The 13781-nt window shown below is 50.8% G+C and carries 11 protein-coding genes; 9 read left to right on the plus strand and 2 right to left on the minus strand.

All coding sequences use genetic code 11. The features are described 5' to 3' along the window. The first annotated feature begins 77 nt into the window (after positions 1-77). The 8 genes from LOS79_RS25715 (at position 78) to LOS79_RS25750 (ending at position 9811) form a co-directional block, all read left to right on the plus strand. Positions 78-1886, plus strand: coding sequence for a cache domain-containing sensor histidine kinase (locus tag LOS79_RS25715; RefSeq protein WP_315413392.1), 1809 nt, complete (start codon positions 78-80; stop codon positions 1884-1886). Then, positions 1883-3385: a response regulator gene (locus LOS79_RS25720; protein ID WP_315413394.1), complete on the plus strand. Its 1503-nt coding sequence runs from the start codon at positions 1883-1885 to the stop codon at positions 3383-3385. Before LOS79_RS25715 ends, LOS79_RS25720 begins: the two co-directional genes overlap by 4 nt. A 204-nt stretch (positions 3386-3589) precedes the next feature. Next, a complete protein-coding gene (locus LOS79_RS25725) occupies positions 3590-4555 on the plus strand; it encodes an ABC transporter permease (RefSeq protein WP_315413396.1) in 966 nt (321 codons plus the stop codon). A 12-nt stretch (positions 4556-4567) separates the two neighbouring features. Continuing rightward, the gene (locus tag LOS79_RS25730; RefSeq protein ID WP_315413397.1) at positions 4568-5437 is read left to right on the plus strand and encodes a carbohydrate ABC transporter permease; all 870 of its coding nucleotides are present in this window, start codon (positions 4568-4570) and stop codon (positions 5435-5437) included. 58 nt (positions 5438-5495) lie between these two features. Next, positions 5496-7154, plus strand: coding sequence for an extracellular solute-binding protein (locus LOS79_RS25735; RefSeq protein ID WP_315413398.1), 1659 nt, complete (start codon positions 5496-5498; stop codon positions 7152-7154). Positions 7155-7364: 210 nt separating this feature from the next. Then, positions 7365-8186 (plus strand): methyl-accepting chemotaxis protein, encoded by an 822-nt coding sequence (locus tag LOS79_RS25740; RefSeq protein ID WP_315413400.1) that lies wholly within the window; start codon positions 7365-7367, stop codon positions 8184-8186. A 71-nt stretch (positions 8187-8257) separates the two neighbouring features. Beyond that, positions 8258-8770, plus strand: a complete 513-nt coding sequence (locus LOS79_RS25745) for a GNAT family N-acetyltransferase (protein WP_315413401.1) — start codon at positions 8258-8260, stop codon at positions 8768-8770. A gap of 78 nt (positions 8771-8848) precedes the next feature. Then, a complete protein-coding gene (locus LOS79_RS25750; RefSeq protein ID WP_315413402.1) occupies positions 8849-9811 on the plus strand; it encodes a copper amine oxidase N-terminal domain-containing protein in 963 nt (320 codons plus the stop codon). Between the two features lie 151 nt (positions 9812-9962). Here LOS79_RS25750 and LOS79_RS25755 read toward each other — a convergent pair whose 3' ends face one another. Then, positions 9963-10997, minus strand: coding sequence for an S-layer homology domain-containing protein (locus tag LOS79_RS25755; protein WP_315413403.1), 1035 nt, complete (start codon positions 10995-10997; stop codon positions 9963-9965). 413 nt (positions 10998-11410) lie between these two features. Then, positions 11411-12076 carry a phosphotransferase enzyme family protein gene (locus LOS79_RS25760; protein ID WP_315413404.1) on the minus strand — a complete coding sequence of 222 codons (666 nt, stop codon included), beginning with the start codon at positions 12074-12076 and terminating at the stop codon, positions 11411-11413. A gap of 196 nt (positions 12077-12272) precedes the next feature. Between LOS79_RS25760 and LOS79_RS25765 the strand changes: the two genes are divergently transcribed. Next, on the plus strand, positions 12273-13781 hold the full coding sequence (locus tag LOS79_RS25765) for a hypothetical protein (RefSeq protein ID WP_315413405.1): 1509 nt from the start codon (positions 12273-12275) through the stop codon (positions 13779-13781).

Raw genomic sequence — 13781 nt, forward strand, 5'->3', positions numbered from 1 at the left:
GGGTTGACGCCTGCCGGAGCAATCGTTCAGTATATAGGGGAATAACCGGGTATACGGTTAGAGCCGGAGGACAAGAGATGAATAACAGCAGACGGCGTCCCTTTAAAAAAATATTCAAATTCAGCACCAAGCTGATTATCGCCCTGGCGGCGGCCAATATCCTGATTTCTGTTATTACAGGTCTGATTACGTACCGTATTCATCTGTCCCTGTTCAACAAAGAGATCAGCCGCCAGTATTACATGACAACAGAACAGATTCTGGCCCAGCTGGATTCCAGAGTCAACGACATGTACCGGATTACAGATTACATTACCCTGAATCCTTCGGTTAGCGAAGCAATCCTGGATCAGAATGTGAAGTCGGGCTCCTTCGAGCGGATGAAGGTTGAACAAATGCTCGACAAGGAGATGTATCAGGTCCGTCTGGATGCACCGGAGATCTTCGCGATCCGGATCTACGATTTGAAGGATAATATTCTGAACCTCGGCTCATTCTCCGGCCAGTTTCATAATCTGGAGAATGATTATCTGAACGAAATGCTTACGAGACTGGAGGCAACCGGCGGGGAATATGTCTGGAGCCGGCCGGATAAGAAGGACTTCCAGCAGCAGGACAGGGATAATGTGGTGCTGGCCGGCCGGCTGATGCGCTCCATTGAACTGGATACCTATGGCCGGATGCTTATTTTGTTCAACACGTCGCTGTTTGAATCGCATCTGAAGGACCTGCGTATCCATGAGAATGCCGAAGCCTACCTGTTCGACGAAGAGGGCAGGCTGCTGTATTCACTGAACAGCATGGAAGGCCAGAGGACGCCCGTACTGGCGGATATGCCTGCGGAGGGAATTCTGGTCCGTGAGGAGCAGGGCGAATCCTATATGTATACAAGACAGCAGTCGGAGAAGGTCGGGTTCACTCTGGTAAGCAAGGTGTCACTGACGCAGATCCAGAGCCAGAGCAAGGTTATTCTTCAGGTCGCGGTTGCTTCGGCCTTCGCGAGCCTTGTCTTTCTCGGGATCATTATTACCGTGATCAGCCGGATTCTGCTGCGTCCGATGGGCAGCCTCGTGCGGGGAATGAAGCATGTGCGTGAAGGACGGTTTGATACCCGGATCGAGATCCGCAGCAAGGATGAGCTGGGTTATCTGGGCGAGAGCTTCAACAATATGACCGCGCATATCGAGACGCTGATCTATGAAATGTATGAACGGACAATCAATGAAAAAGAAGCTGAGTTAAAGGCGATCCAGGCCCAACTGAATCCGCATTTCCTATACAACACACTGGGGATGTTCTTCTGGAAATTCTATATGCTGGGCGATGAGAAATCAGCCCGCCTGATTACCAGCCTGTCCGAAATGCTGCAATATTCGCTGGAGCCGGTCCAGCAAATGACTACTCTGCGTGATGAGATCAAGCAGATTCATAACTATCTGGAGATTCAGAAGGCACGGTATCCGGATTCACTTACGGCTGAAATCGATATTCCTGAGGAGATGCTGGATGCCCGTGTATTCCGGCTGCTGATTCAGCCGATCGTGGAGAATGCGTTCGTGCATGCCTTCCGCAACAAGAAGACCGGCCGCCGGCTGCGGATTACCGGTTCCCTTCAGCCGGAGGGGGAAGGCCCGGGCTTGTCCATGGTGCTGGAGATCAGCGACAACGGCAGCGGGATGACGGAGGAGACCCTCGGGCTGATTCTGCATCCGCCGCAGGAGCCGGTGAACGATAAGCGCAGCCGGATCGGAACAGGGAGTGTTATCCGGCGGATTGAGTTAGCTTATGGCGATCCTTACGGAGTAGAATTCGAATCGGAGCCCGGCGCAGGTACGCTGGTGCGGGTGAAGCTGCCTTACCGGCTGCTGGAGAGTGAGGATATATGATTGGTAAACTGCTTGTGGTGGATGATGAAATCTGGTTCCGTGAAGGCCTCGTGCAATTGATCAGCAGTAATCAGCTTGGCTGGGAAGTGGTCGGTGAGGCGTCTGACGGGGAAGAGGCGATGCAGGCGGTGGAGCTGTACAAGCCGGACCTGATTATAACAGATATTAATATGCCGGCGATGGACGGGCTGCAGCTGATGGAGTGGCTGTCCCGGGCCTACCCGGAGATCAGGGTGATTATTCTGACCGGGTACCGGGATTTCGAATATGCCCAGCGCGCCCTGCGCTATGGGGCGGTGGAATTTCTGCTGAAGCCGTTCTCGCTGGATGAAGCGTATCATGTGCTGCGCAAATCGTATGAAGAGCTGCGGCTGAAGCAGCTGGAAGTGCGGGTCATGAAGCAGGAGAGGCAGACTGAGCTGTTCCGGGCAGCGTTGTTCGGACTGCCCTGTGAACGGACGCTCAGGGAGGAATGGGAGCAGAAATGGCAGAATGCGGAGATCTGCATCCTGCAGGTTCACAGCTATAATCTGCCGGAGAAAAACTATACGCCGGGCGATATCAGCCTGCTCCATTATGCGGTGACCAATATCCTGCAGGAGCTGCTGCAGGTGCATCAGGCAGAAGGGATCTATTTCCCTTTGCGGACTGAAGCATTCGCCTTCCTGCTGGAGCCGGGGTCTGCGGGTGCAGAATACCGCAGGGCTGTGCAGGAAGCCGTACACCGCTACATCGGGCTGGCGACAGGATGGCTGGTGATTGGTACAGTGGAGCGGTTTGAGCAGCTGGCGGAGCAATACAATGAAGCCCGTGAAGGTCTTGCGGACGGCAGGGCAAGCGAAGTATCCGCAGTCGACGGCTTCCTGCCGCTCAAGGAGGAGCTGCTGTCCCTGCTCGTAACCAGCAATCTGGCGGCGGCGGAGCAGCGGCTGACGGAATATCTTGAGACCGCGGCACCGCTTGGGCTTCAGTCCTGCAAGACGAAGATTTATACGCTGGTTACGGTGTTCGCAAGTATTCTGCTGACCGATTTCAAGCATCTGAATGCGGCTGCTGCCAGTGAGGGGCTGAGTCCTGCACGCATCCTGGAGATGAGGTCTGTCCCGGAGCTGTTGTCCTGGGCACAAGGCAGAAGTACGGAATTCCTGGATATCTTCAGGCAGTGGCTGGGACGGCAGCAGGATAATGTGGTAGTTCAGGCCAAGCAATATATTGAAGCCCACTATCAGGATGACTGCTCCTTGCAGACAATTGCAGCATATGTTCATGTAACGCCGAATTATCTCAGCAATCTGTTCAAGAAAGAGACAGGCACCGGTCTTACGAATTATGTCAGCCAGCTGCGGATTGAGGAAGCGAAGTTATTGCTGCAGCACACCAGGCTGAGGATGACGGAAATTGCGGAGCGTGTCGGTTTCGATAATTCCAGCTATTTCACCGTTGTGTTTAAGCAGCTGACCGGCGAATCGCCGCGGGAGTTCCGCAGGCGCTATGAATAAGTTCCGAAATTATCCGGGCTGAATCTTTCGGCGCCCTCCCGGGCGCTGCGGGTTCAGCCCGTTTCCATTTAGTTGGGCAGAGTTACTTTGTGTAGAATATCAACAAAAAATCGTAGGATTTTGAATGTTCCCTCCCTCTGCGGTCTGTACAATCTAAGTATAACCAATAAACAAAGAGAAGCATGACGTGGAGAGGAGTACGATATGGAGATTATGAATGCGGCTGCAGCCGCAAATCCGGACGGTCCGGAAGCTGTGCACAGAACAGGCGGGCCCAAGTGGAGGCGTTTCAAAACCAACCTGCCTTTGATGATTATGTTTCTGCCTGTCCTGCTGTTTTATCTCATTTTCCGCTATGCTCCGATTGGCGGTTTAGTGATTGCCTTTAAGGATTACAATTTCTACGACGGCATTCTGAACAGCCCATGGGTAGGCTTTCATTACTTTGAAGTGCTGTTTCAGGATCCCCGGACGCTGGAGATTATCCGCAATACCCTGATGCTCAGTATACTGAGTCTGCTTATAGGGTTTCCGATTCCGATTATTCTGGCCATCATGCTTAATGAAGTGCGCAGCATGGCGTTTAAACGGACGGTTCAGACCATTGTATATATGCCGCATTTCTTGTCCTGGGTCATTATTGCCATGCTGGTTACGACAGCCTTTGCGATGGAGAACGGGATGGTTAACCGGATTGTGGAAAGTATTGCGGGTGATGCGTACCCCTTCCTGTATGAGAAGTTCTCCTGGGTTGTGATCTTCATCGGCTCGGGAATATGGAAGGACATGGGCTTCAATGCCATTATTTTTCTGGCGGCCCTGTCTGCTATTGATCCCAGCCTGTATGAAGCAGCGGGGATGGACGGAGCGAGTAAAATGCGCCAGATCTGGCATATTACGCTGCCGGGTATCCGCCCCACAATTATCCTGCTGATGATCCTGTCGATGGGCCGGGTGATGGAGGTCGGCTTCGATCAGGTATTCATGCTGCAGAATTCCAACGTAAACCAGATTGCCGATGTAATCAGCACCTACATATACCGTATAGGCCTGCAAGGTGCACAGTTCAGCTTAACGACAGCGATGGGGCTGTTCGAATCATTAGTGGCGTTTATCCTGGTGTTCACTGCCAACTATATCGCCCGCAAATTTGGAGAAGGACTATGGTAAGGAGGAACATCAATGCGGGATAGCAGAAGCGAGAAGGTTTTCTACTTCTTCAATTACGTGCTGCTGGCGGTTATTGCAATGAGCTGTATCCTGCCGCTGCTGAACGTGGTCGCCTTATCACTCAGCGGAGCGGAGGCGGTAGTCAGCGGCCGGGTTACTCTGTGGCCGGTAGAATTCAGTCTCTCATCATTCAAAAGCTTATTTACAGGCACGCCGATTATGCGTTCCTTCTGGAATAGCGTACAGATTACGCTGGTAGGAACAGGACTAAGCATGCTGGTTACCATTATGGCCGCCTACCCCTTATCAAGAAGACAGTTTTACAGCCGCCGCTTCTTTACGATGGCCATGGTGTTTACGATGATTTTTAACGGCGGGCTGATCCCGACCTATCTGGTCGTGCAGAATCTGGGCCTGGTGAACAGCTATGCAGCCTTATGGCTTCCGGGTCTGGTCAGCACCTACAATATGCTGCTGATGCGTTCGGCCTTCGAACAGCTGCCGGGTGAGGTGGATGAAGCAGCCAAGATTGACGGATGCGGCGAGCTGGGTATCCTGGTACGGATCGTACTTCCGCTCTCCAAGCCGATGCTGGCTACCCTGGCCTTGTTCTATGGAGTCGGATACTGGAATGCATTCATGAGTGTCATGATCTATATCAACGATACGGCCAAGTACAATATGACGGTGCTGGTGCAGAACATGATTAAATCGACGACGATGATTCAGGATTTCGCCGATCCTACCATGCTGGCTAATATGACACCGGAAGGCGTGCGGTCCGCCGCAGTTATCGTCATGATTGTTCCGATTCTGGCGGTGTACCCGCTGCTCCAGAAGTATTTCGTGAAGGGTGTTATGCTCGGCTCAATCAAAGGTTAACCGGCCGAACTTTATCCATATCCTTATCTTAAATCTTAAAGAAAGAGGGGTTTTCATCATGAGTTTATTGAATAAGCTGCCTAAAATGATGTTGATTGCAGGGTTGGGAGGAAGTCTGCTTGCCGGATGCTCAAGTGACAACAAGGAGCCGGCCGCAGAAGGCGGGGATACCAAGGCGCGCGGCAGCATTTCTTCTACCATCTACGACCGGGGGTCCGTGCCGAGCGGGATGGGGACGATCGAAGACAACATGTGGACCAAGTGGATTAACGAGAATGGTCCGGCAGACGTGAAGTTTGTGGCTATTCCGCGCTGGGAATCCCAGTCCAAGCTGAATGTGCTTCTGGCCTCGGGCAGTGCGCCGGATCTGATCTTCGAGTTCGGCACAAGCATCCGTAACCAGATGTTCGACCAGAAGCAGCTGCTGCCGCTAGATGATCTGATTGAGCAGCATAGTGTGGAGTATAAGGCGCTGATGGAGAAATATCCGCAGCTGAAGCAGGCTGGCATCAAGTCAGACGGCAAGCTGTATGAAGTCGGCCGTATGAATGAGGTGTATCCGCTTGTAAGCGTATTTATCCGGGAGGACTGGCTGAATAAGCTGGGGCTGGACATGCCGGCAACGGAGGAGGAGTTCCTGGCAGTGGCCAAAGCCTTCACAGAGCAGGACCCGGACGGCAATGGGGTTGACGATACTTACGGCATCGGCGGCTTTGAGTTCGGGGATAATGCCGGGCTGTTCCGGTATATCTTCAATGCCAACTGGGTGAATCTCGGTGAGGATGGCGGAATTGAAGTCGGGCCGGAGCGTCTGAAGAAAGAAGCAGAGTTCAAGCGGGCACTGTATGAAGCCGGTGTCGTAGACAAGGACTTCCTGAGTGATAAAGACGGGTCCAAGTCAAAGCAGGACTTCCTGAACGGCAAGATCGGAATCTATGCCTTCATGACGAATGATTATATGGGCTTCGCTTCCCGCGAGCTGGATACACTGATGAAAAATGTCCCGGAATCCAAACTGAAGATCCTGCCGCTTCCGAAGACCTCTGCCGGACAATTCACTACCGTCTGGAACAATCCGGTCCAGATGACAGCTGTGGTGAATGCCCGGGCCAAAAACCCGGAAGCTGTTATGGAGTATATAGATTTCCTGGTTAAGCCGGAAATCGGACGCACCTTCCGTTATGGTATCGAAGGCGAGCATTTCAAGCTTGAGGCTGACGGCAGGCCCGTTATTCTGGATCAGGAGAAGTACAAAAATGAAGTAAGCTGGGCCAGTGATTTCGCTATGGTATACAGCCGTCTGGAAGAAGGCAAATACGGATATGCGGAGACCCAATTCGATGAAACCATTCCTGCCCAGAAAGAAGCCCTGCGCCTGTTCAAGGAAGCGGTGGATACGTATATGACCGATCTGCCGGTGGGCGAAGGCTTGACGCACTCCGAGCATATGCCGCAGCTGCCGAAGGAGCTGCAGGTTAAATTCAGCAATGTGACAGCTGCTGTCCATGATATCTATACCAGAGCGATCCTTGGCGGAACTAATTACACCATTGAGCAGGCGGCAGCGGATGCTGAGAAGCAGTGGCAAACCGGCGGCGGTGCTGAAATTGTAAGCTGGTATGAGGAATGGTGGAATAAAGAAAAGGATAATGTGCTGATCTGGAGCGATTTCTACGATATCTATGAACAGCAGCGTTCAGCATATCAGGCCAACTAACTTAATATAATGAAGCAGCCGTCAGGGAAAATGTCCTGGCGGCTGCTTTACTGTGAAGAGGTATTTCTATAGGTTCTATAGGCTCTTAAGTACGCCTCATTTATAGAGGCGAATTTTAAATATTAAATTTTAAAGGGAACCTGCTGGAATATGTCGAAACTTCAGTGAAGTAATTCTATCAAGTGACGTATAAAGGAGATTTCGCTATCTATGAAGAATGTGATTCGTTCCCTTGAAGATATAGTACAGCTGGCCCCGATTCTCAAAGCTGCGTTTCCATACGATATATCTATCGCTGTCTGTGACCTGGAGAAGTTCATTGCCTATTTCCCCGGGGAGTTCATTGATCTGGGGATCCAGGCCGGGCAGGTAATTCAGCCGGAAGAGCCGTTGTATCATGCGCTGCAAAATGATGAATCCGCCGTCTCGAACGTGCCTAAGGAATATTACGGTTATGAATTCGTCGGAACCGTACTGCCGGTGCACAGTGAAGATGGAGCTGTCAGCGGGGCAATCTGTATCCAGGTGCGCAGACAGACGGAGCTGCGGGAGATCGCGGGTCAAATCTCCACTTCCCTGAACCAGGCGAATGAGCGCATCGCCCATGTGGCGGATGGCTCTAATCTGCTGGCCGGCTTCTCGCAGAAGCTGCTGCTTCAATCCCAGGCTGCCGCTGAAAGTGTCCAGAGAAGCGATGAGGTGCTGTCCGTCCTGCGGAAGGTTGCGGATCAGACGAATCTGCTGGGGATTAATGCCGCCATTGAGGCTGCCCACGCCGGAGATAAGGGCCGTGGGTTTGATGTAGTTGCGAAGGAAATCCGCAAATTCTCCAGAGAAACGGAGTTATCCGCGCTGCGGATCCGTGATACGCTGGAGCAGATTCAGCTGGCGATGAAACAGATTGGCCAGTCGATAGACCAAATCGCCTCAGTCGGCCAGGAGCAGGCCGCTTCAACGCAGGAAATCTCCAGCTTCGTTGAGGAGATCCGGGCGATGTCCGAGCAGCTTAACAGGTATGCGCAGAAGCTGTAGACTGGAGCGGGGGGATATGCTTGTACGTATATTGGGTTGACTCTGTTGTGTCATAGAAAGGAGGCAAAAGTATGAACATCAGAACGCTGACATCCGCCGATGCAGAGCTGTACCGTGAGCTTCGGCTGCAGGCGCTGCAGCAGCATCCCGATGTCTATCTCAGCTCCTATGAATCGGAAGCGAAGCTATCGATAGCTAATACACGAATCAGGCTTGCGCCAGCGGAGCATCATTTCACCCTGGGAGCGTTTGATTCGGATGATAAGCTGGTGGGAATGGTCACGCTGTTCCGGGAGAGCCGGGCCAAGATTGATCACAAAGCCAATGTGTATTCCGTCTACGTGGATCCGGCTGTCCGTAAGCAGGCGGTAGGGCGCCTGCTTATGCTGGAGCTGATTGCCCGCGCGAAGGATATGCCGGGACTCGAGCAGCTTAATCTGACCGTAACCTCAACCAATCTGCCGGCGAAGAGACTCTACGAATCGCTGGGGTTCATCTGCTACGGTACTGAGCCAAGGGCGATGAAGCTGGGTGAACGTTATCTGGATGAGGATCATATGGTGCTGATGCTAGGGGCGGAATAATAATTCTGCGGGATTGAAACCTTTTCCAATTAGCCCAGTATTAAAGATGGTTGAATATGGAACTAATTGGGGGCGTTGATGTTGAAAAGGTTGTCGATGGTATGTATCGTATTGATTATGGTGTTTAGTCTGGGTGCTCTTCCTGTCTCGGCCGCGGAGAAAGGAGCCCATATTTTCGTGGACGGGGAGCCGCTTCAATCAAGAGCTGTAACTAAGAACAATGTATCGTTCGTGCCTTTCCGGGAATTGTTTGAGAAGCTGAAGATGAACATTGAATATAATGCTAAGCTGAAGCAGGTAACCGGCACAAAAAACGGGCTGAAAATCTCCTTCACGATCGGCAGCAAGACGGCTTATGTGAATGGAGTGAAGAAAAGCCTGCAAGCGGCACCTTTTTCGCAAAACGGCACCACATTAATTCCGGTACGGATTGTAGGCGAAGCGACAGGCAATGCCGTATATTTCTCGGCGAATGTAAATGTAATTCAGATCAACAGTCCGTCTTTCAAAGGCGCAGCTTATACCATTGATGGGGCTTATGTTTCATTTAATGCGGATGGCACTGTCTCACTTGCGTATAGCCCGGAATCGGAAGAGCTGCGGGAATTAGCGGAGATTGCGGCTATTAAGAATTCTGTAGATAATTTCCCCAAGGTGCGTATTGTTGGAGTAAAGCCTACAGCAGAACAGGCCAAAGATCCCGGCTATAAGGGGTATCCGGATTATTTTGACGAGAATTATGTCATTGCTGCCGGAAATAATGAGCAGCTGCCGCCGCTGATGAGTGAGGGCTGGATTTCCTTATCTATGTTATCAGAGATTGAAGGTGTGAATAGCCTGGGCAGCAGTCAGCCTGATACGATAGCGATCGGCAAGTATGCCGGAATGGATTTCATCAGAGTTACGATCGTCCTGACGGATGAATATAAGAAAGCCAAAGAAGGAGACTTCGTTCTGAGTGATATCCGCGTTAAGAAGTACAAAGGCTTGATGTACCTCAGTATTGAAGATCTGCAGACAACGGGACTTACTGTGGAATAATGATACTAGATAACATTCCAGAAAGCATGTGACACTGTTATAGCAGGTGTTAGAGAAGCGGGAGATTATTAAAAATTTGGAGGGGCTTTTGCTGAGAGATTACAGCAAAAGCCCCTCCTGCATATACAGCAGAAGGGGCCAGGCGGGAGGATTACTGGTTAGTCTTCGCGTCAAGAATTTCATGTACACGGGTTACCATAGCAGCTGCGTCATTGCGGGTAATTCCGTCCTGCGGCTTGAAGTTTCCGTCCCCATCCAGAGCGGTGATCTTGAGGGCAATTGCTGTCTGAATAGCACCTGAATGAAGAATATCGATCTGGTCATCGTCTGCAATATCTACCGGATTCAGCTTGATCATCGGCAGCTGGCCGCTGGTCTGGAGTGTATGAATCAGCAGGTAGGTGAAGGACTCACGGGTCATGCTGCCGGCCGGAGCGATCTTGATCTGCAGGCCGGCTTCCGGTCCGGCAGCATCCTTAATGAACTGAACGGCTTCTTCTGCTGTAAGCACCTCTCCGGCAGCAGTCTCCGGTGCCTGATGTGCCTTAAGGTAGGAGAGTGCATTGCTGATGGCGACGGCTGCTTCAGCACGGGTGATCTCCTGTTTCGGGTTAAGCTTCCCGTTCGCATCCAGCTTCAGTACACCATAGCTTAAAGCGCGCTGGAGTGACCCGGAATACTCCACTTTAACCTGATCCTGATCCTTATATTCCACTACCACCGGTTTAATCATCGGCAGCTGGCCCTTTGCTTCCATCGCATCAATAACCTGGTAGGTGAATTGCTCGCGGGTCAGCTTCTCACCGGGCTTCAGGTCGGCGGGCAGATCCAGCCCATGAACTCCGGCGATAATCAGCGCCTGGGCATACCATGCAGAATCATTGGCATTCTTGAAATAATCGGTGGCAAGCGGCGCCTTCACGAACCGGATCGTATCCAGGTTCAGCCCGAATGCATTCACGATCAGCTGTACACCTTCTGCTGCGGAGATACTGAGATATGGAGCGAACCGGTCCTCGCTGACCCCTTTAATCAGGCCGCTATTTTGCAGAGCGATAATCTTCTCCTTATCCTGTACATTGTTCAGATCCTTGAAGGCTGCAGCCGATGCCATTTGTTGCCCGGCGAAGCTGAGTGCAAGGAGAGCAGTGGCGGACATTGTAATGATTTTGAATGATTTATTCATTTGAACTCACCTCATAGAGTAGTTTGTGTGTTTATTTGTGTACATAGACGGTCCATCTGCTAAAAAGGTTACAGCAGCCGCAGCCTCAATTTCGGTATGATCAAAAATTAACTATATAGAGTGCGCTTCAGAATCCGATTAGACTTAAATGTTGTACCTTTTGCAACTTTGGTTCATAGATATTCAGGTGTTCCGGAGGATTGTTGTACTAAATACAATAATCCTCCGGAAGAGCTGCTTGGAATAGGAAAAATCCTGCAGTTTATACAACAATCCCGGCTTTTGGCCGATCTACTGAACGAAATGTTGTATTCTGTGCAGGATTTCATAAAAAGTTACCCGGTTATTGCCCCGGAAGGCGGATGAATCAGGGGGCTTCTCCGCAGCAACTGCAGTTGGGATAGGATTTTCTTTTATATTAAGGGGTAGGGTTCGTGCGCTTCTTCAGACAAAGCTCCCGCCAGTTCATGGAAATCAAACAGGACATACTCGCCTCGGCGGTTTCGGATCATATTGCCGGTATGCAGATCCCCATGACAAAAGTGTCTGGGAAGAGGCGAGATGCGGCCCCATAATTCATGACCGTAGTGTTCAAGATCAAGGATTTGTCCCGGATCACTATCCAGTTCACGCATAATTGAGAGATAGTCATCGATGTATTCGGTTCGGGGCCGCTGGATAAGCTGATCCGGATAGCGCTGCATAAGCTTATGCAGCTCACCGGTCTGTTGTCCGATACGCGCCGCTTCGGCTACTCCATCCGGCGTATCTCCCCCGATATAGTTGTATAGCACTGCCGGACACCATTCACCGTGGTGGTCAAGGAGCAGATGACTCTCCCCCCGGACTGTCCGGAGAACCGATGCTGCGGGATAACTATTTGCCTGCAGATATTCCAGAATACGCACGGATTGCAGGGCATCAGCTGTTTTGAAGCTGCGGTAGATTTTAAGCATATACCGGTTTCCGCCGCCCTCAGCAAAATATACCGAGCCGATCATCTCCCGGTGCAGCTTGATATGTTCTATACGTAACGGGTAGGACCGGTTCAGTTCACGAATAAGATAATCCAGTTCCATCTGCTATAATCTCCTTCACCAGACTTGTTCATCTGTTATCCATTATTTCATCAGCCGGGAGGAGGCGTATAGAGAGAGCTTAGTTATAATTAAAGTTAGCAGAATTCGAAAAAAAGAAGGCATATACAGGAAATCATCCCCTTTTTACCGAAAGATAGGAAGGAGATGATAACAGACAGATTACTTGGAGGTTGTAATGAAAAAACTGCGTTCCCTGATTATGTTGGTGGTATTGGTTATGCTATTTAGTGTGTTAACTCCATGGGCAAAGGTATCCGGAAGCTCTGCCGGGGCTGAAGCTGAGCAGAGGGTAAAGCTGTCCTATCAATGGATGGGGCACAGCTATACCAAGAATCAAACCGGACATCCCATTCTTAGAATGACCAGAGTGGACTACAGCACCGGGCTGTTTACCAATGAAGATGTTGCCTTGGATTTCATAGATACCGCCATAGCGTACCGGTTGGATTCAGTATCGGGCAGAAATACGAAGAACCCTCTGGTTGCTTATGGGGTAATGAGAAGCGAAGCCGCAGAGAAGATTATGAAATACGACAGTTTGAGGAAAGTGCTGAACGTCACTACGGAACGGGCTGTAAGCGCGGGGACCATTGAGGACGTGTATCCGGATGCCGGCATGTATGTCGTAAAGAATAAGGCCAATGAATACGAGGTCTATTCGTTATCCGCGAACAAGCTGTTACATAAGTCCAAACAGCCGCCGCGAGAATATACTAATTCATATAGCGCCAATATCATTGACCAGAATTACTTTGACCCGGAACCTTCGTTAGGAGCATTGTATTACGGGGTACTTTCAGGAACATCCCCCTACGAGCTTAAGGCGGACGGGACTATCAATAAACTCCATTCTTACAAAAAAACAACCTGGGATAACTTCGTATATAAGAAGACACTGAGTGCTTCTGTTATCTTCAAACAATCGAAGGCGGGCGATATCATTAAGCATGAGCTTGTCATTAACGGCAAGGTCCGCACATTGCTTGAGACTAATCTGAAGCGTGCGGATTATGCGAGTGCGAGTGCACAGATCAGTCCAACGGGGAAATATATCGTTCTCTGGGTATCCTATATCGAGAATAAGAAGAAGGTTAAGGGAAAAGAAGAGTACCGGGTCTATGACGCAGGGACGGGTACACTCATCCGGACAATTCCGCTCAATATTACGGGTCCTTCTTCACTGGGTAACGCTCAGATCCGTTTTGTTGCGGACACGGATCATATCATTCAATCCTCACTCATGAATCCGGCAACCTACCGGACGATCGATTCAAATCTGATTACGCCGTGGAGCTACGGGAATGTATTAAGTGGACATACCCCGTATTACAACTTTTCTTTGAACGATTACGTATCCATGAATGACCCTGTCCCGGTAAGCTTTAACGGAAAGTACATGCGTTATAGCGGCCAAGGGACATTCCGGAGTGCCGACCTGACGTTGTACTCGCCTGTCGGCGAATTGATGGCTCTGCTGGGTGGTACGGTAGCCAGTAAGAACGGCCGGAGTACGGTCTCGTATCAGGAGAGCTCCTACACCCTGGACCCCAAGAAGCAGATTGTCTGGAAGAGCCGAACCTACTACCCGCTCAAGGAGATCCTGTCCGCCCTTAGCCTGAAGAGTTCAACGAAGGGCAACCTGCAGGCTGCAGACGACTGGCTGGAGTTCCAAATTACCCGGTAG

It is taken from the genome of Paenibacillus sp. MMS20-IR301 (genome assembly GCF_032302195.1).
Taxonomy (GTDB): Bacteria; Bacillota; Bacilli; order Paenibacillales; family Paenibacillaceae; genus Paenibacillus_AQ.